A 25,209-nucleotide genomic window follows, 5' to 3' on the forward strand; every position below is an offset into this window, starting at 1 on the left:
ACCTCTTAGAACTCGTTATAAATAAAGTGGCCGCCGGTGACACCAGAATAGCCGTATAAATAAACCAAAAATAGCATGATTAGAAAATAGGCCACTGTTTTCGCCAAAAAGGCGACCCAAGGCCGTTTAATGAAGCGTTGAAACATCGCGACATGCCCCCAAATTCTTCTTAAATAGTGTATAATCAGTGGCGAATTAGCCACTTATCAAGAATAAAATACTTCGCCTATTATAGCACAAAATATTATACTGTATAGCGAGCACCCCTTAGCTATCAGTAAAAGAAGGTACATATGTTTTCGAAATGTTTAACAAACATCGCTAGGTTCGATAAAAGATTTACAGAAAACCTACTGATTCGGACACTTTTTGACGCATTTAAAAAAGTCGTTCCCCTGGTCATCATTAACGTCTACCTACGTCTGGCAGTCAAACTCATCTTTGACCCATCAGCCATCGTACCGGCCATCTTCCGAATCCATTTCCGGATGCCCGTTTTTTTCCAAAGCATCTTGGCATTGATTTCGGCCTTTGACTACTTAATCTTAGCCTTAGTTGCTGCCCTTTGGACAAAGAGCTATCTGGAAGCAAAGTTGGATGACCTCGGTTTCGCAAAAGACGAACTCCTTCCCGTTTTGGTTAACTTCGCGTTGGCACTATTCTATGGCTTTAGCACATACTCAAACAACAGCCAGGGGGCAATGTATCTCATCTTCGTTCTATTGCTTACCTATTTGAGCAACTTGACCTATGTCTTCCTAACTAAGTGGACCAGGGGAAAGCTAGATGATTTTGGATTTGCTTACCTATTCTGGGGCGCTGCCATCATGGCTATTGTTTCCTGGATTTACTCCTCCATCCCCAGCCAAGTTAGCCAGGGGTCATATAACGGCTTCTTCTCCATGGGATTTTTCTCCCACTGGTTTGGTCTCGCCATCACTGCCTTTTTAACGCCAGTTGTATTCGTTCTGGGCTTTGCTATTCCCACTGATTTAACAACGACCGCAACGGACCTAACTCAGGTAAACGCGAACCTAAACGAGGTTTACCAATCCGTTATGGCCACCCTACCTTACCCACAAAACCCATATTCTGTTTTGACCACCTCCGCCATGATTGGCGGGGCCGGATCAACATTAGCACTGGCAATCTGCCTCTTATTCTTGAAGCGCCGTCGCTTACGACGCTTAGGACTTTGGTCGCTGGTTCCAGGCGTATTTGATTCCAACCGAATTCTTGCTTACGGTCTACCACTTTTCTTCCGTCCTTTGATGCTCGTACCAATGATGCTTGCCTCAACTTATGGAGCATTAATGACATCTTTCTTCATTAAATTGCACGTACTGCGTCCAACCGTTTTCACCGTACCAAACGGAACCCCTCGTTTGCTGCTTTCCTTTCTAGCCTCACAGACCCCTTACGACGCTCTACTTATTACCTTCCTAATCATGGTTGGAAGTATCTTAATTTTCTGGCCTTTTGTTAAAGCCCTTGAAAAGGAGGAAGCCCATGTCTAAATTTAGTAAAGCCATTCTGGGTTCTCCTAAGAAAGCCATCCTTTTTTGGAAGCAAACCGCACGCTCTTCAAAAATTGCCTTTACGCTGACATTAACAGCCATTATTATCTTGGCTATTCTGGGACGTATCTGGATGCTCACAGAGCACCAAAATGACCGTGCCATCCAAAAGTCACACATTCAACCTGTTATTTTCGTTCCAGGATCATCTGCCACCATTCAGCGTTTCAATTCGCTCTTCACGACACTGAACGCTGAAACCAAAAAAGGTGCAGCCCATTCTATTCTGAAAGTGCAAGTCAACAACGACGGTACCCTGTCTTATTCAGGCCACCTTTCAACCGCCAACCGTCAGCCGTTTATCGTTGTTGGTTTTGAACGGAACCAGGATAACTATCCAACTGTTCAAGCTGATGCCCAGTCCTTAGGAACTGTCATGGCCGACCTTCAAGCTAAGTACCACTTCCGTAACTTCTCGGCCGTTGGCCATTCCAACGGTGGCCTAATCTGGACCGACTACTTGGAAAACTACTACTCTTCCAATAGTTTCCATATTAAGACGCTAATGACTCTAGGGACACCATTTAACTTCTCAGAAACTTCAACAACGAAGAAAACAACCATGTTGAGTGACTTCATTGCCAACTCAAGTGCTATTCCGACTGACCTCTCGGTCTATTCAATTGCCGGATCGGATGACTATACGGATGATGGACTTGTCAACGTTCAATCTGTTTTGACCGGTAAATACATTTTCCAAAAGCAGGTTGCCAAGTATACGCAGACAACCGTTTCCGGTGAAAACGCCCAGCACTCGAAGCTACCTGAAAACCCAGAAGTCATTAATTTGATTCGTGAATTAATTCTGGACAACAAGGCCGACCAGCCTAAATCATCAGCAAACAAACTCAAGAAAGAGTCCGCTGACAACCAAAAATAATGATAAAAAAAGGCCAGCTAAATTGATTAGTTGGCCTTTTCTTATTGCATAATCTAATGGAACGAAAAAAGTCTGGACGATAATGTCCAGACTTTTCCCGTTCTCTCATAAAGAATAATTTCATTATACAGGAAAAAGTCATTCCGAACAACCGTTCTAGAATTTAAAATTTTGAATATTTTTGAAACATTCGAGGCAGCATCTTGACTTTTTGTTACTATAGTGGCAAACTAAACAAGTCTGTTCATGACCATTTATTAACAAAGAATGCACAGGAGACTATTATGAACATTGCAGATTCAATTCAAAAAGTGGTGACAAACGCCTCTATCATCGGCGCTATTGTTGCTACGATTGGTACCATCTTACTTGGTTACTGGTTGCGCAAGACAGACCGTCTTAAGGACGGGGCTGTGAAGACGTTAACAACTGTTACCATGACAGTTGCTTTGCCTCTACTTGCCTTTACGTCATTTATGGCGCCTTTGAACCAAAAGACTTTGAACCAGGGAATGAGCGTCTTGGTTTGGGGAATCATTATTTACATCATCTTGATCATCACGATGCCTTGGTTGTATGTGAAGTACGACAAAGACCAACGTGATGTATTGGGTGTCCTGACCGCCTTCGGTTCAACAACGTTCTTCGGAATGCCAATTGTTGGTGCCGTTTACGGTGCTAAGGGTATTATGTACTCATCAATCTTCAACATCGGTTACCGTATCTTCTTGTACTCATACGCTTACATCAAGATGTCAGGTCAACAATTGAAGGGTGAGCACATCAAGAAGATGTTCTTGAACCCAATCGTTATCGCTACCTTCTTGGGACTCTTCCTCTGGTTGGTACAAAACGCAGCACCACAAGTCATGGCTACAATTACAAATGCCAAGACTGGTGCCGTTACGCACCAAAACGTTGCCTTCTACCGTATCGACGCTACTTTGCCATGGTTGAACTCATGGTTCAAGACTTTGTCATCATTGGCCTCACCACTTGCTTGGTTAGCCATCGGTGCCAACCTTGCCCAAATGTCATTCGGTGAAGCTTTGAAGAACAAGACTGCTTGGTACTACTCATTCAACAAGGTCATCATTGTCCCTGTTGTGATGATCGTCCTTGTCTTTGTTACAACTGCTATGAACATCTTGCCAGTTGACCACGTTGCCTTGGCTACGATGGTTATCATGATGGCGACACCAGTTGCCACTGTTGCAGTTAACTACGCAATGGCCTTCAACCGTCAGTCATTGATGGCATCAAACACTTCATTGATTTCAACAATCTTTGCGACTGTTGCCATCCCATTCTGGATTATCATTGTTCAGCTTTTGGGTGACATGTCAATGTTTAAGTAATATACAAATATAAATTTCAATTAGGAGGATAGCATGGCTTTTAAAATTATTTCTTTCGGAACTCGTGATAACGAAGTTGCCCACTTTGACGCCTTGAACAAAGAAGGCTTCGAAATGACTTACAAGTCTGAGAACCTAACTCATGACAACATCGATTTGGTGAAGGGCTTTGACGGCGTTTTGCTCCGTGCAAACAACGTTGCTGACAAGCAAAACTTAGATCAAATGGCTGAATGGGGCATCAAATATGTCTTCACTCGTACAGTTGGTTACAACCACATCGACTTGGATGCCGCAAAGGCCAACGGTCAAATCGTGGCCTACGTACCAGCCTACTCACCTTACGCGGTTGCAGACTTGGCCTTCGGTCTCGGTATCATGCAAAACCGTAACTTGTCTGGTGCCGTTGCTTCATCTGAAAAGTCAGACTTCCGTCCTAACCCTGCTTCATTCGTTCCTGAATTTCAAAGCTTGACTGTTGGTATTCTTGGAACTGGTAAGATTGGTTTGGCCGAAGCAAAGCTTTGGAAGGGTGTTGGTGCCAAGGTATTGGGATACGACCCATACCCTAAGGATGGTATCGAAGATATCTTGACTTACGCCTCAATGGAAGACTTGTTGAAGGAATCAGACATCGTTTCCTTACACGTTCCTTACTTCAAGGGTTCAAACGACAAGTTCTTCGCTGCTGATCAATTGAAGATGATGAAGTCATCTGCTGTATTGGTTAACACTGCCCGTGCCGAAATCACGGACGAAGATGCTATCATCGCCGCTGTTAAGGCTGGTGACATCAAGGGATTCGCAACGGATGTTATCTCAAACGAATCAGCTTACTTCGGACAAGTTGAACCAGCAGCCGTGAAGGATGCCTCATCAACAATGGCACAATTCCAAGCTTTGTATCCAAAGGTTGTGGTTACACCACACATTGGTTCATACACGGAAAACGCCTTGCATGACATGATTTCAATCTCATACCAAAACTTTGCCAACGCATTGAAGGGTGACTTTGAAAACAACTTCTTGGTTAAGCCAGAAGCATAAAAAGTCAAATAAAAGACCTGAAGCAAATTGCTTCAGGTCTTTTTTATATGTAAATTATCTTATTAATTACCAACCCAGATAAAGTGTTAACAAGAAAAAAACATCAAAACTAAAATGGAGATAAATCGATGCTCTTAATGACTGATACCGATACCATGTATAAGAAAACAGCAAAAAGCTAATCGAAACAGCCAATATTGGTACAAGATGCCACTGATAGGTCGGACCATGTAAAAGTCCCATCGCAAAAGCGCTCGTTACAAAGGCCACGGCTGTTCCAATCTTATTTTTAGGCAGTTGTGAGTAGATTGCAGTTGTCAAAGTAATGGAGAGTAGCTCTTCAAATATAATTTGAAGAGCTAGTGGTAATAACACTAAGAAAGGATAAAGTGAATGGCCGGAAAAGCTTGCTTCAATCGGGTGACCGATGATTGATTGAGCTCCCAAAAGTCTTTCACTCAACCAAGCAATACTAGCGTCAACCAACTGAAGGGCTGCTACAGAACTAATCAACCACAGAAAGAATGGTTTATTAATTGGTTTTAGTAGGGCTTTTACTCCATCTTTTCCAAAAAAAATAAAGGGTAAAACAATAGTATATACTGTTGTAAGAATATCTATTCCATCAGAATGTAAAACATATAGGATTAACAAAAGCATTAGACAAACATCAACAAGATAATTACTTTTAACACGATATAAATCAGGCATCTTTTTCCCTTTCTTTGCCTTTAAACATGAAATAGCCGAGACTATCATCTCGGCTATTTCTAAATCAAAACTCACTTACCCGAAAAGCCTTTAGCAAAACCCTTACCAAACTCATATGCGGGTTCAGCCCACTTTCTTGCTGCATCAAGCAATCCGCCTCCTTGCACTCCTGATAATTCAACGTCGGTCAATGTTTGAAAATTCATCAATTCATTGTTCTTCATAGTATTCGTCTCCTTTATTCGATTATTTCGGACAGTAAACTAGGTATACTTACGATGCGGAATTTTGTTCGTCAACAGGGCATGCGCAGCACGGCCACTATGATAACCAAAATCAAAGAAGAAACCACCACCATAAACAGACTCAAGCTGTTCGTTATTCAATGATTTCATATTCTTCACTAACACTTTAGTCATGATATACCTCCTTTCTTCGCCCTTAGGATACTGCAAGTCTGGTCAACTTTTTTGGACGTTTTGTCCAAAGTGGTATGTATTCTTCCAAGGATTAGTTATTTGCATAATAATAAGAGTTGTACAAATATAAGGGAGCGATAAATGTATTTAACCGACGAGAAACTTGCCGCTATTTCGGGTGGGCAGTCAAAACATATTGGGCCAAATCTTTTATATTTTCGGAAAAAGTCCGGACTATCACGGCAACTCTTAGCCGACCAACTGAACCTTGATCCAAGTAGCATTGCTAAATACGAGAATAGCAATCGTACGCCACATATCGATACCATCATTCAATTGGCTGACGCTCTTGAAATAGAGGTATCGGACCTCATTTTTGAAAGAAAAAAGAATGAATTCAGATAAAATTTGTATCCATGACACAAATTGATATAATATATTCAATCAAATAACTGTCCACTATCCCCGGGTAGCGGAAACAACAGTACGAACCCATCTTTCACTAGGGCCCTTCACAGGAGAGAAAGATTGGTTCGTACTTTTTTATTAAGAGAGGACATCGCCATGACAGAAGCACAACTAGTAATCAAAGCAACCAAGGAATTAAAGCCACTCGAACTACTTGAGATACTAAAGGCTCGTACGGAAGTTTTCGTTGTCGAGCAAGAATGCCCCTACCAGGAGGTCGATAATCTGGATGACAACGCCATTCACGTCTACTTTGAGAAGAATACGCGAGTACTCGCCTACACGCGTATTGTAACGGCTGATAACGCGAATACCATTAGCTTTGGACGCGTTTTAGTTCGAAAGGACGCTCGCAAACACAAATTAGGGAAAGCGATTGTAGAAGAAACAATCAAAGAAATTCAAAAACGTTTCCCAGATAAAACCATTCAAATTGCAGCGCAGAACTACCTACGCGACTTTTACCAATCCTTTGGCTTTCAGCCTACCTCAGACGTCTTTTTAGAAGACAACATCTCCCACGTCATGATGGAACTAAAATAATCAAGAAACACAAAAAGACCGGCTAGCTTTCGCTAACCGGTCTTTGTTGATAAGTAAGTAAATTATCCTTACTTTTCCATCACTTGCCAAGTCGTTGGAACTTGCAAAGTGTGCTTAATTGAAACAGTGTTGTCGTCGTTCTTGTGCTTGAAGAGGTTCTTCCAAAGGTCAGACTTGTACGTCCACTTTGTTGTCACCGTCTTTACTTGAGCGTTTTCAACGTTTGTCTTTTCGTAAGTTGACGTTGTCTTTGTGGCTTCAACAATCTTACTTGTGTTTGGCACAAAGTGTGTGCTTGCTTGAGCATCAGATTCTGCGTTCTTGTATACCAAGACATAGTTATCTGAACCAATCTTCTTTACGGCAACCGCCTTAACAGGTGACTGTGCTGGTGTCGCAGAGTAAACCTGAGTGGTTGTTGTAACCGAAGTCTTTTCCATCCCGAAGTGGCTGTTCATGTTTGCTGAAAGCAAGCCGACAGCGACAACCGTCAAGACTGCGAAGATACCGCCCAATGTGTAGGCGACAACCTTGTTTCCAATCAAGAACATTGAGAGGAAAGTTAAAAGCGTTAATCCGGCAATAATCCAAATCATCATGTTACTTTTCCTCCTTCTTGTTGTCCTTCATGAAGAAGACAAAGACGAAGCCAAGAACGGCAAAGATCAGTGAAATCAAGAAGGCAGTTTGGAAACCATCCATTGAAGCGTTCAAGACTTTACCAGCGTATTGAACTGGATCAGTCGTCTTCAATGAAGAGCTTGGTGTATTGTTGTTAATCACGTTTTGCACGATTGATGTCAACAAGGCAACCACGACAGATGATGAAACCTGACGAAGCGTGTTATTGGCAGCAGTACCATCAGCACCCTTTTCATCAGGCAAAGCACCCATGGCAGCAGTCGTCAATGGCATCATTACCAAGGCAATTCCAGCCATACGCAAAGCGTAAAGTACTGAAACAACAACTGTTGGTGTAGTGGTGTTCAAGAAAACATAAGGAACTGTACCGAGAGTCAAAACACCGAATCCGAAGAAACAAAGCATTTTAACGCCGACCTTGTTATACAAAACACCGGCAACTGGTGACATGAATCCCATGAAGAGGGCTCCCCACATCAACGTGATACCTGAATCCAAGGCCGAAAGACCGCGGACGTTTTGCAAGTATGTTGGCAGCATCATTTCGACACCGTACATCGCCATCGTTGCTAACAAAAGTGCAACCGTTGGAATCGTAAATTCCTTCTTCATGAAGACGCGCATGTCCAAGAATGGCACTGGCAACTTCAATTGGCGCCATACGAAGACGGCTAAGAGGATGACACCGGCTGCGATTGGTGCGATAACCTGTCCAAAGTCACCCCAACCTTGCGAGGCAACGTTTGTGAATCCCCAGAGGAAGAGACCGAACCCAGCAACTGAGAGAATCAATGAAGCGTAATCGAGCTTCAACTTCTTTGTTTCCATCACGTTCTTCAACAAGAATGGTGCCAAGATAGTGGCAATAATGATGATGATGAATGGGATGATAAAGATTGAACGCCAGTTATTTGAAAGCGTCATTCCCAAAATCGTGTGATCTTTATCCAAAATCCAACCAGTCAAAGTAGGGCCGATAGCTGGTGACATACCAACAACCAATCCCATCAATCCCATGGCTGCACCACGTTCTTCAGGCTTATACATGTTAATGATCAAAACCTGCAACATTGGCATCATGATACCAACGGCCATGGCGGCAACAATACGGCCGGCCACGAATAGCCACCACATGTCTTTTTGTTCTGGTGTAAACATTGAAAGAGCCACACCAATCAAAAGTAGGACATAGGCAACGATGTGTAAAATCTTCGTTGGTACTCGGTTGGCCAAGTAGGCTGACAAAGGAATCATCATTCCGTTGACAATCAAGAACCAAGTCGTTGCTTGCTGGGCCGTTGACAAGTCAATGTTGAAGGCCTTCATAAGGGTTGGCAAAGCCGTTCCCAATGAGGTCTGCATCAAAGCACCTGACATGGCCGCAATCATCAAAACCGCAAGGATTAACCCACGGTTATATGGACGTTTTGCTTCCATAATATTTCTCCATTTCTATCTGGTACAATTTGTACCAGTTACTAACATTTAATATTCTAACAGGATATTTAACTGTGTCAATATGTTCCACTCAACTTTTTTCTGGTACAATGTCTCTATCAGTACTAGGAGAAATGCGATGAATTACGGTCAACAAGAAAATGCACGGGTGAAAGAGCAAATTGTGAAAGGCCTTTTTACCGAGTTAAAAACAAAGCCTTTTTCAGAAATTCGAATTGCTTCCCTTATTAAAACTGCGGGTGTCGGCCGAACATCCTATTACCGCAACTTTGATAGTAAGGAAGAAATCGTGGACTACTATTTGTCCGAACTTGTGCAAGTAAGACGCTCCTCCCAATCGATACCTACTTGGACAAGATCCTCCGTGGCGGACAACTTGGAGGATATCTTTTCATTCTTTCTCAGCCAAAAAGAACGTTTCTTACTATTATTTAAATCCGGCTTATCATCTTACGTCTTTGACTACTTCCGTAATATTCCGAAAAACAATCCCCAAGAAGGGCAACAGCATTTACCCAACCACAATCCCTACTTACTCGCCTTCTTTACCGGTGCCCTCCCTTCCGTCCTCTTCGAATGGCTAAAGCGGGATAGTCCAGAATCGCCCAAAGAAATGGCAGTGATGTTGACGAAAATGCTTCCTCCGGAAATCTTCGTGGATGAAAAGTAAGAACGAAAAAAAAGCGTGTCAAATTGACACGCTTTTTTTCTACACTATTTTTCAATCACTTGCCAATTTTCCGGCAGAATCAATTCGTGCTTAATTGATACAACATCATCCTCTTCTTTTTGCTCAAAAAGGAAACGGTATAAATCTGATTTGTAAGTCCATTTAACCGTTTTCGTTTGAACCTCAGCCGTTTTTACATCCGCCTTTTCATAATTAGCCGAACGCTTCACTGCTTTCACCACTTCTGAAGTATCAGGAACAAAGTGCTTTTTTGCCTGCTGATCCTTTTCATAATCTTTATAAATCAGTACGTAATTCTCTGCACCAATCTTCTTAACTGCCACCGCTTTAACAGCTGATTGGGCAGGTAATGCCGAATAAACTTCATGGCTGGTCGTTGTCTCCGACTTTTCCATGCCGAAGTGTTGACTCATGTTTAGCGCAAGTAAGACGGCTGCAACTACCGCTAACAGTGAAAAAGTCGTCCCCAAAATCATTTGAGCCAAACGGCTCTTCAAAAAGAACCAGGAGAAGAAAGCTAGTGTAACTAATCCTGCAATTATCCAAATTAACATTCGTCTGCCTCCTTTTGACCTTGAATCCAGAAAGTTAAGATAATTCCCAGTAAAGCAATCACCATTGAAATCAGAAAGGCCACGCGGAAGCCGTCGAGTGATGCATCCAGTACCTTATCTGCATATTTAAGTGGATCCGTTAACTTTAACGAGTGACTTGGTCGATTATTGTTCACAATATTTTGAACAACGGAAGTTAAGATGGCCACTACAATGGAAGCGGAAACCTGCCGCAAGGTATTATTAGCAGCCGTTCCATCCGCGTTTTTATCATCTGGTAAAGCAGCCATGGCTGCCGTTGTCAAAGGCATCATTGTCAAAGCAATCCCGGCCATTCGAATCGCGTACAAAACAGAAATCAAAATTGTTGGCGTTTCGGCCGTTAAGAAAAGGTATGGCATGGTACCCAAAGTTAGCATGGAAAAGCCAACGAAAGCCAGTTTCTTAATACCGACTTTGTTATACAAAGCACCAGCAACCGGTGAAAGGAATCCCATGAATAATGCGCCCCACATTAGCGTCAATCCGGAATTCAAGGGTGTCATTCCCCGCACGTTTTGCAGGTAGGTTGGCAACATCATCTCCACTCCGAACATGGCCATCATGGTTAACAAGAGGCCAACAGTTGGTATGGTAAAGTTCTTTTTAGCAAAAACGCGTACATCTAAGAAAGGCACCGGTAACTTCAACTGACGCCAAACGAAGGCAGCCAAAACAAGCGCCCCAATGACGATTGGCGCAATCACTGAGCCCAAGTCAGACCAGCCATAGCTGGCAACGTTTGTGAATCCCCATAGGAACAGGCCAAATCCAACAGTTGAAAGTAAGACAGAGGAAACATCTAAAGCAATCTTCTTGTTAGGTACCACGTTCTTCATCAAGAAGGGTGTTAGTACAATGGCAATCACAATGATAATCAACGGAATCACAAACATCGAGCGCCAGGAATCCGATAGCGTCCAGCCCAAAATGCTGTGATTCTTATCTAATATCCACCCTGTCAAAGTCGGCCCAATGGCTGGTGACATTCCAATGACCAAACCAAGCATCCCCATCGCTGCACCGCGTTCGTTTTTACCGTACATGTTCAGTACAACAATCTGAGAAAGTGGCAGCATGATACCCACCGCCATGGCTGCTAGAATTCGGCCAGCGAGGAAGAGCCACCAGAAATCAGCACTTTCAGGCGTCCACATACTGGTTAAAATACCTGCCAATAATAAGAAATAAGCCACTAGGTGCAGTGTTCTCGTCTTAACCCTTGTTGCTAAATAGGCGGATAGTGGTACCATCATCCCGTTCACCAATAAGAACCAAGTCGAGGCCTGCTGCGCGGTGGCAAGATCAATATCAAAGCCTTTCATCAACGTTGGCAACGCCGTACCAAGGGAGGTCTGCATTAAGGCACCTGCAATGGCCGCAACAATCATCACGGTTAAAACGCCCGTTCTTCCCTTCTTTTCATTATTCATCATCTTTATTCTCCTTACAAAATGATACATATTGTCTCATAAACAAAATCAGTATAACCTTATTTTTAAAATGAGTCAATATGTCTCATTTTGTTTTTTCTGTTATACTAAGAAAAAGCAAGGAGTACGAGAATGTCAAAAGGCCTATCAACAACAAAACAAAGCGTGAAAGATCAAATTGTCACAGGACTTTTCAAAGAGCTTGAAAGTCGACCACTTTCAGAAATCCCCGTTGCTTCACTTATTAAAACGGCCGGAGTTGCCCGCGCTTCCTACTACCGTAACTTCTCTAGTAAGGAAGAAATTCTAAACTATTACCTCGATCAACTGCTCGGTAAAAACCAAGCACCAAGTATGCCCACTATTTGGACACGGGAAGAAGCAGCAGCAAAAATCGCCGACATTTTCGGCGTGCTTGAAAAAGAAAAGTCGCGCTTCATTCTGCTTTTCCAATCCGGCCTTGCCTCCTACGCTTTCGACTACTTCGGCAGTTTTTCCGACCGAAATGGCATTGACAGTCCTTTCCCCTGGACAGACGAATACAAACTGCCCTTTTATTCCGGCGCACTCACTTCTGTTCTCTACCACTGGCTGCAAACAGGGGCAAAGCAGCCGGCTGATGAACTGGCCAAGCACTTTGTCAGCCTGCTACCAGACTCATTTTTTATTGATCAAAAATAAAAAAAGCGACCAACTGGTCGCTTTTTCTATTGCAGTTCCTTTTCGTTTTGAATTAAGAAGTCAATGAAGTACTGACTAGCAATTGGGATACTAGCCTTTTCCCGGTACACAATAGCAATGGGGCGCATTACCTTGGGTACAATTTCCTTTGCAACGACCTTAAAGTCCGTCCGCGAGGCAACTAGCTCGGACAAAATCGAGATGCCCAGGCCAGCCTCGACCATGGCCATGATGGTGTAATCATCTTGAATTCGATAGCGAACGTTTGGCTCAACACCAGCATTTTCAAAGGCGACCAACGGTTCGGCGTAGCCCCCTCCTTCAACAAGGATAAAGGGATCATTCGTTAGCTGCTCAATCGCTACCTTATCTTGTCGAGCCAAGGGATGCCATTCCGGCAAGAAGGCCTTCATCTCCGTTTCATGCAGCACGACTTTGTTAAAGCCATCCCCATAATTCGCCGTCATCAGCCCAAAGTCGACTTCGCCGTTCTTCAACCAGGTGCGGATCATTCCATAATCCCCCTGCTGCAAAACGAACTCAATGTTCGGATACTTCTCCTGAAAACGCTTGAAGAGCGCGGGCAACCAGTAACAAGAAACCGAGGTAATGGCCCCAATCCGGACTGTACCGGTCTTCAATCCTTTCAGGGAAGCCGCCCGCTCCTCTAAGGCTTGATACTGGCGCAAGGCCTGCACCACGTAAGGATAAATGGCCTGCCCCTCGGCCGTTAGTGTCACTCCATTACGGGAGCGCTTTAAAATTTGAATACCAAACTCCTTCTCCATCCCCGCTACCATCTGCGAAACAGAAGACTGGGTGTACCCCAGTACTTCAGCAGCCTTAGTAAAGGACTTCATTTCAATGATGGTTTCAAGTACTAAGAGTCGGTTCATATCTATCAGTTTTCCTTATGTATGCATTTTATTTATTAATTTTACTTATCATAGTCTATCAATTATGATTATTAGTATCAATAAGAGAGGTATTCGGATATGAATATTTTTAAGAAAGAATCCGTTGCATCCTACATGCAAGCCGATTCAAAACTAAAGAAAACACTTCGCACAAAAGACTTGATTGGTCTTGGTATCGGTGCCGTTATTGGTACTGGTATTTTTATTTTGCCAGGTAACGAAGCGGCTTCACACGCCGGTCCAGCCGTTGCCATCGCCTTCTTGTTGGCGGCCTTGGTTTCCGGATTGGTCGGCATGGCCTACGCTGAATTCTCATCAGCCATGCCCGTTGCCGGATCCGCCTACTCCTTTGGTTCCGTTGTCTACGGCGAAATCGTTGGTTGGATTTTAGGCTGGTCATTGATTCTGGAGTACTTCCTGGCCGTTTCTGCCGAAGCGACCGGATTTGCCGCCTACTTCAACAACAACCTCCTATCAGCGGTCGGTATTAACCTGCCAAAGGCTTTGCAAGCAGGACCAATGGAAGGTGGGGTCATTAATCTAACCGCCGTTGTCATCGTGTTGATTATTGCTGCCATCATCATGCGCGGTTCCGCCATCTCAACAAAGGTTGAAAACTTCGCCGTTGTCGTTAAAGTCGCTATTATCATCCTCTTCATCGCCGTTGGTATCTTCTATGTGAAGTCTGATAACTACGTACCATTCTACCCATCTGAATTCCATGGCGCACCATGGGGCATGGGTGGTATCTTGACTGCCGCAGCCACCGTCTTCTTCGCCTTCATTGGATTCGATGCTTTGGCCGCTAACTCAGCCGAAACGATTGATCCAGGAAAGAACGTCATTCGCGGAATCCTTGGAACTGTTGCCATTGCTGTTGTTCTTTACGTATCCTTCTCATTTGTATTGACTGGTATCGTGAACTACAAGGACCTTGGTGTTGATGATCCTGCCGCCTTTGCCATGCAGGTTATCCACCTAAACATGTTCAACAAGTTGATTACCGTTGGTGCCCTCTTTGGTATCTTCACAGCCATGATGACCATGTTTATCGGTGGTTCACGTCTTGTTTACGCCCTTGGACGTGACGGACTACTCCCTAAGTCAATGGGTAAGGTTTCAAAGAAGCAAGGTGTTCCTGAAAACGCCATCATCGTGGCTACTATCGTGCAAGCAGTCTTTGCCGGTCTTGTCCCACTGGCTCAATTAGCTTCCCTCATTAACGCCGGAACATTGATTGCTTTCGCCTTCATCTCATTTGGTATCCTGTTACTCCGCCGTCGTAAGGACATCAAAAACGACGGATTTAAGATGCCATGGTACCCATTCCTTCCAATCGTGGCTGGATTATGTACCATTGTCTTCATTGTCATGCTGCCAAGCATCACCAAAATTTCAGTTACCATCTGGTTGGTAATCGGATTTGTCTTCTACTTTACTTATGGTATTCGCCATTCAAAGTTGCAACAAAAAGACTAATTATGACAAGTCGTGCTCATTTGAGTGCGACTTTTTTCTTTTTATTTTTAAATTTTTTCGCTAAATTCAAGCCAATATTTCATTCTCATAAAAGTCCTTCAAGCAACTCAAAAATAAGCTTTATCATTTGTTTTTAATAAACCATTTGGACGAAACCCCTTGATATATTTATATTTTCGTTTAAATAAAGCTTGCATTATGAAAAAACCCTGCCTATAATTAAGCCAACATTAAAAAAGCACCGATTAGGAGAGTAGCATTTGATTCCATTCTCAGGAAGCTTACGTAGGACTGCGAGTAAGCAATGGGTCTTCTGTGAACCACACCTAGGAGCGTGCAGGCGAATTTTAGTAGTCTGCAACGATTTGTACCCGTTACCGTACTAGGCGTCTTTGACGTCTTGAGGTTGAGTCAGCGATGACTCGACAATTATGAGGTGGAACCGCGTTCTTTATCGCCCTCTAAGCACTAGCCGTGCTTAGGGGGCTTTTTTATTTATCTGGAGGAAAAATATGTCAGAAATTGGAAGTTACTTGCCAACAATCATGTCCGGCCTAAATATGACACTGGGTGTCTTCTTCGTTACCATCATCGGATCAATTCCACTTGGTATCATCGTTGCCTTGGCCATGCGCTCACAGTACTTTATGCTTCGTTGGTTGGTTAACGGCTACATTTGGATTATGCGAGGCACGCCCCTTCTGCTCCAGTTAATCTTCGTCTACTACGGATTAGGCATGATTGGGATTACCTTCTCCCGTTTCAACGCCGTGGCCTTTGCCTTCATCATCAACTACGCGGCTTACCTGGCTGAGATTTTCCGAGGTGGTATCCAAGCCATTCCGCAGGGCCAATTCGAAGCCGCACAGGTTCTTGGACTCAGCAAAACACAGACTTTCTTCAAAGTCGTCTTACCACAGGTCATCAAGATTGTTGTCCCAGCCTTTGGAAACGAAGTCATTAACCTGGTCAAGGATACTTCCCTTGTCTACGTTATCGGATTGGGCGACATCCTCCGGGCCGGAACGATTGCAGCGAGTCGTGACGTCTCACTTATCCCTTATCTGATTGTTGGGGTCGTTTACCTCATCATGATTGCCATTGTCACTCTTGCCCTACGGGCCAGCGAAAAGAAATTAAACACTTGGAGGTAACACCATGATTCAACTAAAAAAGCTTAGCAAGCAATACGGTGACAAAGTCATCTTCAAGAACCTTTCCTTAGACCTCAACGACGGCGAGATTCTCACCGTCATGGGCCCTTCCGGAATCGGTAAGACGACGCTCATCAAAGTCCTCACCGGACTCGAAGATGCCGAGGCCGGCCAGGTCGAAATCAACGGCAAAGAATACGAAATCGGCGACCCTGCCATCAGCGAACAAATCGGTTTGGTCTTCCAAGACTTTAACCTCTTCCCCCACCTCACGGTGAAGGAAAACATTGCGCTAGCGCCAGTACTTGTCAAAAAGCGCGACAAGAAAGAAGTGGCTGCCAAGGTCGACAGCCTACTCAAGCAACTGGGCATCAGCGAACAGGCTGACCTTTACCCTTATCAGCTCTCCGGTGGCCAAAAGCAGCGTGTGGCCATCGCTCGGGCCTTGGCCATGAATCCAGAAGTCATCATTTACGATGAACCAACTTCTGGCCTGGATGAGAAGTCCACGGAACAGGTCGAAAAGATCATGCTTGCACTGAAACAAGAAGGCGTTAGTCAAATGGTTGTCACCCACGACTTGCCATTTGCTGAAAAAGTCGCTGACACTAACTTTGATTTTCTTAAGGAGAGAGAGAATGAAAAAAACAAATAATAAGAAAAAAGTAACGGTCAACGCCATTATCGGTCTTGTCCTCATTGCCATCATCGGTTCCGTGTTCTTCTTTATGAAGTCTGGATCAGACAACGGTTCATCCGGACAAAAGGACCAGTGGTCACGCATTGAAAAGAACAAGACCATTACCATTGGTTTGGACGACACATTCGTACCAATGGGCTTCCGGGACAACTCTGGTAAGATTGTCGGCTTTGATATCGACTTGGCCAACAAAGTCTTTGCCAACCTCGGTATTAAGGTTAAATGGCAACCAATCGACTGGTCAATGAAAGAAACTGAATTGAAGACCGGTAACATCGATGCCATCTGGAACGGATACTCAAAGACGGCCGAACGTGCCAAGAAGGTGAACTTCTCAAAGGTTTACCACACGGCTCCAATTTGCTTGGTTACAAAGAAGTCAGCAAATATCAACAAGTATTCTGACATGAAGAACAAGGTCTTGGGTGTGCAAACACAGTCATCCCCAGAAACAGCTTTGAACAACCAACCAAAGGTTTTGAAGCAATACATCAAGGATCAAAAAGCCGTTGGTTACGATACCTTTGATAAGGCCTTTGATGACTTGAACTCTGACCGTATTACTGGAATCCTAGTGGATGAAGACTACGCTCGCTACTACTTGAAGCAGCAAGGTACTCTTGATAACTACAACATCATCGATGGACAGTTCGAATCAAACGGCGACGTTGTTGGATTCCGAAAGAGCGACAAGGCCCTTCAAAAGAAGGTTAACGAACAACTCGAAAAGCTTGAAAAGAATGGCTTCATGAAGACCATCGAAAACAAGTGGTTCGGATAATTAATTAAAAAAATTCAGTGCAGCTAAAAACGCCCCCACCGATTTGGTGAGGGCGTTTTTTTATTCATTAAATAGTTGAGAAAGTTATCGACTAGCCAAATAGCTTTTAACCGTTTCCAAGAAATGGCCAAAGGCGACCCTGGATAGTTCCGGTTGATCAATCAACAGGTTATGTCCCGTTTGATTGAGAAGAAAGAGCTCGCCCATTGTACTGTGTTCCACCAGCTGGCACTGATCTTGATAGCCAACAATCTGGTCATTCTTTCCGACCATCATTGTGAAGGGAATCTGGTAGTCCTTTTGATTCAAGATGGCCTCTTCTGCTAGCGTATAGTGTTTATGCAGGTCAACCAAGTAACGGTGGTTGATAGCCGCTAAGCCCGGCAGAATCATCTTCTGATACTGCTCCCAATGTTTCTGGCTAATCTGAACATTCATCTTCAAGAAGTCTTCGTAGGAGGCGTCATTCACGTCGACCTGAACGGTGTCTAAAAAGATGTTTTGATGCTCTGCCAGTTGTCGTTTGCCTTTCTCCGCCTTGACCACGGGTCCGGTTAAGAAGAGTCCCACCACTTGTTCAGGTAATCGATTAGCTAGTGCTTGGGCCAAATAACCGCCGTACGAATGACCATAAACGGCAAAGGGTTGATCACCAATGATTTCATGAATGGCTGCAATTAATGCTTCTACCAGTGTTTCAGAGGAAGCTACCGCTGTTGGGGCACTCTGGCCCATCCCCGGTAAATCTAAGTAAACCCGCTGCCAGTCAGATTGACGCATAACGGGTTCGAAAAACAAGGAAGTTGACCGTTTATCAAGGGCCATCCCGTGCAGGAAGACGATGGGCGTTCCGCCTCCTAGCACCGTATAATCGACTAAATTACTCGTTTTCATGTTCTTCCCCACTCGAATCGTCTTATTTTACCTAGTTTAACATATGAAATCTGACCATCTTTACTGAAAATAAAGTAAAAAAGGCAGCTCGGTGTTTACTCAAATATAAAACACTTCCTTATTAAAAATCCTTTATTGCGACTTTTTAAAAGGCAAAAATTTAATTTTCGTTTGATACTCATTTAATTTTAATATAGGCATTCTATTTTAAACTTAATTTATCCTATTGAAGGAGGCAAGTCTTTTGAAAAAACTATCTTTCAAAAAAATTGACTGGTATCTGACCGGTATTCTTGTCCTCGCCGCATTCTTGTACGGCTGGGGAATCTGGGACGCAGGCTCTGCCAACTCATACTACACCGCAGCGATTACGTCGATGACGCAATCCTGGCATAACTTCTGGTACGGGGCCTTTGACCCGGCCGGCTTCATCACCGTTGATAAGCCACCAATCGCCCTCTGGTTCATGGCCATCTCGGCTAAAATCTTCGGCATTCACGGCTGGTCAGTCGTTCTTCCTTCCGTCTTGGCAGGAATCGGATCGGTTGCCCTTCTCTACAAGTTAATCACCCCTAAGTTCGGACCATGGGCTGGCCGTTTGGCAGCCTTGGTCATGACGCTGACACCAACGGTGGTTGCTAACTCACGTACTAACAACATGGATGCCATCTTGGTCTTCTTCCTACTTCTAGCGGTTTACACGCTCACGAAGGCAGTAGCCAAGAAAAAGTTCTGGTTAGTGCTTATAGCATTCGCCATTATCGGAATCGCCTTTAACATCAAGATGTTGCAGGCCTTCATGATTCTACCAGCCATGCTTGTCTTCTACTGGGTCGCTATCAAGCTTCCATGGAAGAAAAAAGTCGCCTGGTTGGTCGCAGCCATGGCCTCCCTCGGTATCTTTACAGTTGCTTACCCAGCAGCCGTTGATTCTGTTTCAACAGCAAACCGTCCCTACATTGGTTCTTCTCAAACCAACTCCTTGATGGAACTAGCCTTTGGCTATAACGGAACGGAACGTCTCTTAGGTCAATCAACCGGAACCGGTGGTTCATTCTCTGGTATGGGCGGTAAGAACTCGAAGAAGTCTGGCTCAAACGGCGGTAACGGTGCTCCTACCGGTACAAAGCCATCCGGAACCAAGAACAGCACGACAAACACCAATAGTAACGGTCAAGCGCCTACTGGCAATGGCCAAAACGCTACAAATTCAAACAGCAAGAACGCACCTACTCCCCCATCCGGAAGTACGAAGGGTCAGGCCCCATCTGGCGCTAATGGCTCAAAGTCTTCAAACGGTGCTCCAAGCAAGCCATCTGGATCAAAGAACGGTGCTCCTACTGGTACGAAACCATCTGGTAAGATGGGCAATCCTGGCGGTAAAGGTGGCAAGGGCGGCATGGCCGGCGGTGGTAACTCTGCATTCGCTATCGGTTCAGCCGGTCCATTCCGTCTCTTCCAATCTGACCTTGGTTCACAAATCGGCTGGTTCCTCCCATTCGCCTTCCTAGGCATGGGCGCTGGCTGGTGGGCCTTCCGTAAGAAGGGCAGCAAGTGGTACAGCATCTCTGAAGAACAAGCAGACGTCCTTCTCTGGGCAGGCTGGTTCGTCCCAGTCTACGGCTTCTTCTCAGTGGCTTCCTTCTTCCACCCTTACTACACCATCATGTTAGCCCCAGCAATTGCTGCTTTGACAGCCATTGCCGCAGTCGCTATCGCGAAGATGGTCAAGGAAGGTGGCAAGAAGCAAGGAATGGTTGCCAAGTCTCTCCTAGCTTTGACTTTGACAGGAACAGCCGCCTTGCAAGCTTACTACGCTTGGTCATACTACCCAGTCGCTGGCATCATTATTCTCATTCTTGCCATCGCAATCTCAGCCCTCTGGTTCGTGAACAAAGTCGTGAACAACAAGTTGAAGATTGCACTCTCAATCGTTGTTGTCGCTTTGCTCTCCGGATTCTGGGCCTTGACCCCAACACTTTCACACAACTCAGCAGCCATCCCCGCTGCCAGTCCTTCCCTTCTTTCTTCCCGTGGTTCATCTGACATGGGTGGTCAAGTTGATTCAGAACTCTTGGCTTACACAAAGAAGAACCAAGGTTCAGCTAAGTACCTCTTTGCAACAACCGATTCCAACTCTGCTTCCGGCTACATCATCAAGTCTGGTAAGGCAGTCATGGCCTTAGGTGGTTACAACGGTACTGATCCAACCATGACCTTGTCAGAATTCAAGCAATTGGTTAAGAGTGGACAGTTGAAGTACTTCGTCCTTGGTAACACCAAGTCATCGACCGGCGACATCTCAAAGATTCTCGCCTGGGTTAAGAAGAACGGTAAGCAGGTAAGCTACTCATCATCTTCATCAAAGACATCGACCCAATCATCTGGTATGACCGGTGGAATGGGAATGGGCGGTCAATCAGGCAGCTCAACCTTGTACGACCTATCCGCCGCATTTAAGTAATTATTTTTAAAAGAAAGGAGCTTGCCATGCTCACACAAGTTAAAAAGGCACCGAAGTTAGCACTGATACTTCCCGCTTATAATGAAGAGGAGATGCTCAACCACACGGTAGCCAAATTACAGGGCATTAAAGAAAATCTGATTCAAGAGAATCGAATTGCAACCGGCTCCTTTATTTTGATTGTTGACGATGGTTCTAAGGATCAAACTTACTCCATCATGCAGACTTTGGAACGTGAAAATAACGATATCTTCATCGTTAAATTATCCCGTAACTTTGGCCACCAACCAGCTTTAATTGCCGGTTTAACCGAAGCCATCAAGTTAGCCGACATTACCATTACACTCGATGCCGACTTACAGGATTCCCCAGAAATCATCGGAAAAATGGTCGATAAATACTTGGAAGGAAACGAAATCGTATACGCGGTTCGTTCTTCCCGGCAGACCGACACCTGGTTCAAGAAGAACTCAGCCATGGCCTTTTACAAAATGGCCGACTGGCTTGGTATCGAAATGGTTCCCAACCACGCCGACTTCCGTCTCATGTCTAAAGTAGCTGTTCAAGCACTGCTGGCCATGCCGGAACGAAACCTCTTCCTCCGGGCCATGGTTCCCTTATTAGGTTATAAATCCGATAAAGTCTACTACGAACGTGCCAAGCGTGAAGCGGGTACTTCTAAGTATCCATTGAAGAAGATGATTAACTTCGCCGTTGATGGCATCACTTCCTTCTCCGTGAAGCCCATCAAGTTACTCTTCAACTTAGGACTCGTCGTTTCATCGATTGCCGGTATCGAAATTGCCTATACCATCGTTGAAAAGCTAATTGGTAACCCAACGGCCGGCTGGTCATCACTGATGATTTCCATCTGGCTCCTCGGTGGCTTAAACTTAATGGCCATTGGCGTTATTGGTACTTACGTTGGTAAAGTCTTTACCGAAGTTAAATCACGGCCCCTCTTCCGTATTGAAGCTGAAACCGGTGTGCTGGCAACTGCAGCTCCTGAAGGAAGTTCCAACCAGCGGTTAATCACCGTTGCTGAACAACCCATTGGTGCTCCACACATTGCGAGTAGCAACCAAAGCAACTGGTACAAACGAGCTCAATAACTAAAAGAAAAGGACGTCCCCTTTACGGGGGCGCCTTTTTTTAATGCAAATAAAAAAGACTGGCAAAGGCCTGTCTTCTTTAATCAACCAAAAGGTCGTCTTTCACGGGTTGAACCGCAAACTCTTTAATTTGCTGATAGCACTGTTCCATGAAGGCCAAGCGCTTCTTTTCATCGTTTACCCAACGGGCGCCGCCCATAATGTGGACTTTCGCCATTTTGATACCTGATAGTCCCAAAATGTCTTTCTTCCAACGGGTAATAATACCACCATAACGGCGGTGGTAATAAGCAGGATCATCGGCCGTCATAAAGAGACTAGCCTTCTTCCCTTTCAAGAAGCCCTTCACTCGTAATGGCCCCTTACGCTCATAGGCAAAGTTAGGCATCAATGCACGATCAATCATCCCCTTCAAAATGGAAGGTTCGGCTCCCCACCAGACAGGGAAAAAGAAACAGATATGGTCAGCCCATAGAATCTTTTGCTGTACTTGGTTAATGAAGCCTTGTTCTTTCATATGTATTCGATAACCGTAGCGGAGAACCGGGTCAAAGTCGGCAATCGCTAAATCGATAATTTGGACACTCAAACCATCATGACGCAATGTTTCATACGTGTGAAGGGCGTTTGAATGAGTGAATGATTGGTCATCCGGATGCCCTTGGATGATTAATATGTTCATTGGTACTGCTCCTTTTTCCCATTTAGGAGCTGCTTGTATAAATGACGCGATAAGCAACTCAAATACATCAAACTATTTCAATATACCACAAAAACATTACTTTTATTTCAAAAGCAACGTACATAATATTACAGATTTCTAAAAACAAAAACAAGCGACAGATGTGTTACATTAGAATAAAATTATATAATTTTATCTGTACAGCTTTATATTGTTTTCATGTATACTCAATAGGTTGCTAATATTAGCGAATCAATTCAAAAAAGGAAAAAATAATGTTCATTCAATCCCACAAAGCGAAAACCATCTATCGCACATTGTTAGTGATTATCGGAATCATCGGTGTCTGCATCAATACAAAGCTCAGCCCTGCCATGTTCCTTTACTACACAACGCTTTCAAACGTTCTCTGCATTCTTTACTTCATTTATGCATTAACACAGTCCGGTAAAGTCTTGAACGAGAATATTAAAGGGGCCGTTACACTGGCCATTACAGTGACCATGTTAATTTACTGGGGCGTCTTGGCTCCCTACTCCTTCCACATGGATAGTACGTTAGATTACTGCGGAACTTTCATGGTGCACTTGATTGTTCCACTTATGGTCATCTTCGACTGGTTTCTCTTCGACACCAAGGGGCGTTTTTCAAAGAAAGCGCCACTCTACTGGCTATTGATTCCACTGATTTACTACGTCTTTACCGTCATTGCCGCCCAATTCAAGATTGTTTATCCCCTTTCGGGTAATCACTACCCCTACTACTTCATCAATAACGAAATGATTGGCTGGGGCATGGTTGCAGTCTTTGTTATCGGCCTAACCCTTTTCTTCTTAATCTTCGGCTACCTGTATTACGCCCTAGACAAGAAGCTCGCTAAATAAAAATAAAAAGGACCCGTAAACATTCTGTTTACGGGTCCTTTTTTAATACTTACTTATCGATATGGAAATTATCTCGATGTTCAACAACTAAGCCTTCGTGCTTTTCCAAGTAATTCAATAGCAAAGTCGTCAATGTTTCTGAGTAGCGTTTCACGACTTTTCCCTTCGCAAAGACTTCGTTACCAGCACCCGTGGCACGGTAATTATTGACCGCCACCGTATAGGTCTTTTCTGGATCAAAGGGTTGACCATTAATGTCTTCAATCGTCACCCTTTCACCTTCCGGTTTCGTCAAATCAAAACGGTAATCCAATCCGGACCAGAGGTCATAGTTGTAGTCCTGCTTCTTTGGGTAGTAATACGCCCGACTAATCATCACATCCCCATCCTGTAGGGTGAAGTAACCAGCGTTAACCTCCAAAGCTGTTTTCAACTGTTCACCCGTCAAGGCAATGTTGACTAGGGTGTTTGGAAATGGGTAATTCCCCAGCAACTCACGCCGGGTGACGTCCTTATGGAAGCCAGGCATTTCATCATTAAAGAGCGCCGTTGCCGAAAGGTCGGCCCCCGTTGCATCCAACTGTACTTGGTTAATTAGATCAACGAAAGCATGCCCTTCCTGTCGAGCCTTTGGAACATAGTCCAAAGTCATATCCGTACCTAAATGAACAATGACTTCGTCCAACCAGTTGTCTAAGTCTTTCTTCAAAGGAGCCAGTTCACTAAGGTACTGAGCCTTTTCAGGCCAGTTAGCCGTTTTAATTAAACGTGAAGCCGGTAGTTCAGCAGAATCCTCCGCCTCCTGATCCGTACCGGCATCCAAATCGACCGTCAGCTGACCAACGGTTTCTGCTCGATAACCCGGTTGGCTAATTGGCACACCGTTATAAACACCAGTCAGTAGGCGGTGCTGGTGACCGGTGACAAGGGCCGTTACGCCAGGAATAGCCAGAAGTTCGTTTCCCTGATTTTCACCCGTTTCCTTTTCCAGTACGGCACCACTTTCCAAATCACGTGAGAATCCACCGTGGTAGGCAATGACGACTACGTCGGCCTTCTTCTGCAGTTTAGGTACAAGGCGCTTTGCGACTTTGACAGGATCTTCGAAGAAAAGACCAGGAATGTTTTCGGGACGTTCCCAATTTGGCACATACTTAGTCGTCAGGCCAATGACCGCCACCTTCTTGCCCTTCTTTTCATAGATTTTATAGGCCTTTCCAATGAATGGCAGGTTGGTTGTGGCGTCCAAAACGTTAGCGTTCAAAAGGGAATCATCATCTTTAAAGATGCTTTCCAAGTACTGCCGGCCGTAGTTAAACTCATGGTTTCCCAGAACACGGGCATCGTAGCCCATCTCCTGTGGAATAGTCTCAAAAACCTTGGACTTATCCACCGCTACATTGGCTAAGTACGTTCCAAATGGGGAGCCTTGAATGAAATCGCCGTTTTCAATTTTGATAACAAAGTCGCCTTCGGCACGCGCGATACTTTCGATCACCGACATGGTTGAGGCAGCACGGAATAGACCGTAAGGCTTAATCGCATCCTTATCAATAATATTACTAGCCCACCAAAAGGTATGGCTATCTGAAGTTGATAATACCTGTAATTTCATGTCCTTCTCCAATCAAAAAGCAGGCC

27 protein-coding genes and 1 other annotated feature are annotated in these 25,209 nt (G+C 44.4%); of the genes, 15 read left to right on the forward strand and 12 right to left on the reverse strand.

Annotated elements, in window-relative coordinates; translation table 11 throughout:
* Window positions 1-5: 5 nt before the first annotated feature.
* Entirely contained in the window at window positions 6-146 is a 141-nt protein-coding gene (locus tag BMZ93_RS04780) for a teichoic acid D-Ala incorporation-associated protein DltX (RefSeq protein WP_091502700.1), read from the reverse strand.
* Between the two features lie 147 nt (window positions 147-293).
* On the opposite strand from BMZ93_RS04780, the gene BMZ93_RS04785 reads away from it, so the two are divergent.
* The 4 genes from BMZ93_RS04785 (at window position 294) to BMZ93_RS04800 (ending at window position 4,862) form a co-directional block, all read left to right on the forward strand.
* Window positions 294-1,517, forward strand: a complete 1,224-nt coding sequence (locus BMZ93_RS04785) for a PTS transporter subunit EIIC (RefSeq protein WP_091502702.1) — start codon at window positions 294-296, stop codon at window positions 1,515-1,517.
* Window positions 1,510-2,457, forward strand: a complete 948-nt coding sequence (locus tag BMZ93_RS04790; RefSeq protein ID WP_091502704.1) for an alpha/beta hydrolase — start codon at window positions 1,510-1,512, stop codon at window positions 2,455-2,457. The genes BMZ93_RS04785 and BMZ93_RS04790 overlap by 8 nt, the downstream gene beginning before the upstream one ends.
* 284 nt (window positions 2,458-2,741) lie before the next feature.
* Window positions 2,742-3,815, forward strand: a complete 1,074-nt coding sequence (locus tag BMZ93_RS04795; RefSeq protein ID WP_091502705.1) for an AEC family transporter — start codon at window positions 2,742-2,744, stop codon at window positions 3,813-3,815.
* Between the two features lie 33 nt (window positions 3,816-3,848).
* Entirely contained in the window at window positions 3,849-4,862 is a 1,014-nt protein-coding gene (locus BMZ93_RS04800) for an NAD(P)-dependent oxidoreductase (RefSeq protein ID WP_091502707.1), read from the forward strand.
* 66 nt (window positions 4,863-4,928) lie between these two features.
* On the opposite strand, the gene BMZ93_RS04805 is transcribed toward BMZ93_RS04800, so the two are convergent.
* From BMZ93_RS04805 to BMZ93_RS06590, 3 genes are all read right to left on the reverse strand, one after another.
* A complete protein-coding gene (locus BMZ93_RS04805) occupies window positions 4,929-5,573 on the reverse strand; it encodes a CPBP family intramembrane glutamic endopeptidase (RefSeq protein WP_159427790.1) in 645 nt (214 codons plus the stop codon).
* Window positions 5,574-5,644: 71 nt separating this feature from the next.
* Complete coding sequence (locus BMZ93_RS06540; protein WP_143404276.1) at window positions 5,645-5,797, reverse strand: lactococcin G-beta/enterocin 1071B family bacteriocin; 153 nt, start codon at window positions 5,795-5,797, stop codon at window positions 5,645-5,647.
* Between the two features lie 39 nt (window positions 5,798-5,836).
* Window positions 5,837-5,992, reverse strand: a complete 156-nt coding sequence (locus BMZ93_RS06590) for a hypothetical protein (protein WP_159427791.1) — start codon at window positions 5,990-5,992, stop codon at window positions 5,837-5,839.
* A gap of 141 nt (window positions 5,993-6,133) precedes the next feature.
* Between BMZ93_RS06590 and BMZ93_RS04810 the strand changes: the two genes are divergently transcribed.
* Together BMZ93_RS04810 and BMZ93_RS04815 are read left to right on the forward strand one after the other, a co-directional pair.
* On the forward strand, window positions 6,134-6,397 hold the full coding sequence (locus BMZ93_RS04810; RefSeq protein WP_091502710.1) for a helix-turn-helix domain-containing protein: 264 nt from the start codon (window positions 6,134-6,136) through the stop codon (window positions 6,395-6,397).
* Window positions 6,398-6,556: 159 nt separating this feature from the next.
* Window positions 6,557-7,003, forward strand: a complete 447-nt coding sequence (locus tag BMZ93_RS04815) for a GNAT family N-acetyltransferase (protein WP_091502861.1) — start codon at window positions 6,557-6,559, stop codon at window positions 7,001-7,003.
* Between the two features lie 68 nt (window positions 7,004-7,071).
* Here BMZ93_RS04815 and BMZ93_RS04820 read toward each other — a convergent pair whose 3' ends face one another.
* Complete coding sequence (locus BMZ93_RS04820; RefSeq protein WP_091502712.1) at window positions 7,072-7,602, reverse strand: DUF4811 domain-containing protein; 531 nt, start codon at window positions 7,600-7,602, stop codon at window positions 7,072-7,074.
* Window position 7,603: 1 nt separating this feature from the next.
* Window positions 7,604-9,082, reverse strand: a complete 1,479-nt coding sequence (locus BMZ93_RS04825) for an MDR family MFS transporter (RefSeq protein WP_091502714.1) — start codon at window positions 9,080-9,082, stop codon at window positions 7,604-7,606.
* Window positions 9,083-9,221: 139 nt separating this feature from the next.
* On the opposite strand from BMZ93_RS04825, the gene BMZ93_RS04830 reads away from it, so the two are divergent.
* Complete coding sequence (locus tag BMZ93_RS04830; RefSeq protein WP_091502716.1) at window positions 9,222-9,773, forward strand: TetR/AcrR family transcriptional regulator; 552 nt, start codon at window positions 9,222-9,224, stop codon at window positions 9,771-9,773.
* A 44-nt stretch (window positions 9,774-9,817) separates the two neighbouring features.
* On the opposite strand, the gene BMZ93_RS04835 is transcribed toward BMZ93_RS04830, so the two are convergent.
* Window positions 9,818-10,348, reverse strand: coding sequence for a DUF4811 domain-containing protein (locus BMZ93_RS04835; protein ID WP_091502718.1), 531 nt, complete (start codon window positions 10,346-10,348; stop codon window positions 9,818-9,820).
* Window positions 10,342-11,823: an MDR family MFS transporter gene (locus BMZ93_RS04840; RefSeq protein WP_091502720.1), complete on the reverse strand. Its 1,482-nt coding sequence runs from the start codon at window positions 11,821-11,823 to the stop codon at window positions 10,342-10,344. The genes BMZ93_RS04835 and BMZ93_RS04840 overlap by 7 nt, the downstream gene beginning before the upstream one ends.
* Before the next feature lie 129 nt (window positions 11,824-11,952).
* On the opposite strand from BMZ93_RS04840, the gene BMZ93_RS04845 reads away from it, so the two are divergent.
* Complete coding sequence (locus BMZ93_RS04845; protein ID WP_091502723.1) at window positions 11,953-12,501, forward strand: TetR/AcrR family transcriptional regulator; 549 nt, start codon at window positions 11,953-11,955, stop codon at window positions 12,499-12,501.
* Window positions 12,502-12,527: 26 nt separating this feature from the next.
* On the opposite strand, the gene BMZ93_RS04850 is transcribed toward BMZ93_RS04845, so the two are convergent.
* On the reverse strand, window positions 12,528-13,397 hold the full coding sequence (locus BMZ93_RS04850; protein WP_091502724.1) for a LysR family transcriptional regulator: 870 nt from the start codon (window positions 13,395-13,397) through the stop codon (window positions 12,528-12,530).
* Between the two features lie 99 nt (window positions 13,398-13,496).
* On the opposite strand from BMZ93_RS04850, the gene BMZ93_RS04855 reads away from it, so the two are divergent.
* The 4 genes from BMZ93_RS04855 to BMZ93_RS04870 all read left to right on the forward strand — a co-directional run bounded on the left by BMZ93_RS04855 (window position 13,497) and on the right by BMZ93_RS04870 (window position 17,532).
* On the forward strand, window positions 13,497-14,897 hold the full coding sequence (locus BMZ93_RS04855; protein ID WP_091502726.1) for an APC family permease: 1,401 nt from the start codon (window positions 13,497-13,499) through the stop codon (window positions 14,895-14,897).
* Window positions 14,898-15,129: 232 nt separating this feature from the next.
* Window positions 15,130-15,362: a binding site (T-box leader), on the forward strand.
* A 47-nt stretch (window positions 15,363-15,409) separates the two neighbouring features.
* The gene (locus BMZ93_RS04860) at window positions 15,410-16,051 is read left to right on the forward strand and encodes an amino acid ABC transporter permease (protein WP_091502728.1); all 642 of its coding nucleotides are present in this window, start codon (window positions 15,410-15,412) and stop codon (window positions 16,049-16,051) included.
* 4 nt (window positions 16,052-16,055) lie between these two features.
* Entirely contained in the window at window positions 16,056-16,706 is a 651-nt protein-coding gene (locus BMZ93_RS04865) for an amino acid ABC transporter ATP-binding protein (protein WP_091502730.1), read from the forward strand.
* On the forward strand, window positions 16,690-17,532 hold the full coding sequence (locus BMZ93_RS04870) for an amino acid ABC transporter substrate-binding protein (protein ID WP_091502732.1): 843 nt from the start codon (window positions 16,690-16,692) through the stop codon (window positions 17,530-17,532). The genes BMZ93_RS04865 and BMZ93_RS04870 overlap by 17 nt, the downstream gene beginning before the upstream one ends.
* 84 nt (window positions 17,533-17,616) lie before the next feature.
* Here the strand turns inward: BMZ93_RS04870 and BMZ93_RS04875 are convergent, their stop codons facing one another.
* Window positions 17,617-18,426, reverse strand: a complete 810-nt coding sequence (locus tag BMZ93_RS04875) for an alpha/beta fold hydrolase (RefSeq protein ID WP_091502734.1) — start codon at window positions 18,424-18,426, stop codon at window positions 17,617-17,619.
* A gap of 244 nt (window positions 18,427-18,670) precedes the next feature.
* Between BMZ93_RS04875 and BMZ93_RS04880 the strand changes: the two genes are divergently transcribed.
* Window positions 18,671-20,890 carry an ArnT family glycosyltransferase gene (locus tag BMZ93_RS04880; RefSeq protein ID WP_091502736.1) on the forward strand — a complete coding sequence of 740 codons (2,220 nt, stop codon included), beginning with the start codon at window positions 18,671-18,673 and terminating at the stop codon, window positions 20,888-20,890.
* A gap of 26 nt (window positions 20,891-20,916) precedes the next feature.
* Window positions 20,917-22,002 (forward strand): glycosyltransferase family 2 protein, encoded by a 1,086-nt coding sequence (locus BMZ93_RS04885; protein WP_091502737.1) that lies wholly within the window; start codon window positions 20,917-20,919, stop codon window positions 22,000-22,002.
* Between the two features lie 79 nt (window positions 22,003-22,081).
* On the opposite strand, the gene BMZ93_RS04890 is transcribed toward BMZ93_RS04885, so the two are convergent.
* Window positions 22,082-22,684, reverse strand: a complete 603-nt coding sequence (locus BMZ93_RS04890; protein WP_091502738.1) for an NAD(P)H-dependent oxidoreductase — start codon at window positions 22,682-22,684, stop codon at window positions 22,082-22,084.
* 275 nt (window positions 22,685-22,959) lie between these two features.
* Here BMZ93_RS04890 and BMZ93_RS04895 point away from each other — a divergent pair, with 275 nt between their 5' ends.
* Window positions 22,960-23,568, forward strand: a complete 609-nt coding sequence (locus tag BMZ93_RS04895) for a Pr6Pr family membrane protein (protein WP_091502739.1) — start codon at window positions 22,960-22,962, stop codon at window positions 23,566-23,568.
* 49 nt (window positions 23,569-23,617) lie between these two features.
* Here BMZ93_RS04895 and BMZ93_RS04900 read toward each other — a convergent pair whose 3' ends face one another.
* A complete protein-coding gene (locus BMZ93_RS04900; RefSeq protein ID WP_091502740.1) occupies window positions 23,618-25,183 on the reverse strand; it encodes a bifunctional metallophosphatase/5'-nucleotidase in 1,566 nt (521 codons plus the stop codon).
* Between the last annotated feature and the right edge of the window lie 26 nt (window positions 25,184-25,209).

The organism is Fructobacillus durionis (assembly GCF_900112405.1).
Classification (GTDB): Bacteria; Bacillota; Bacilli; order Lactobacillales; family Lactobacillaceae; genus Fructobacillus; species Fructobacillus durionis.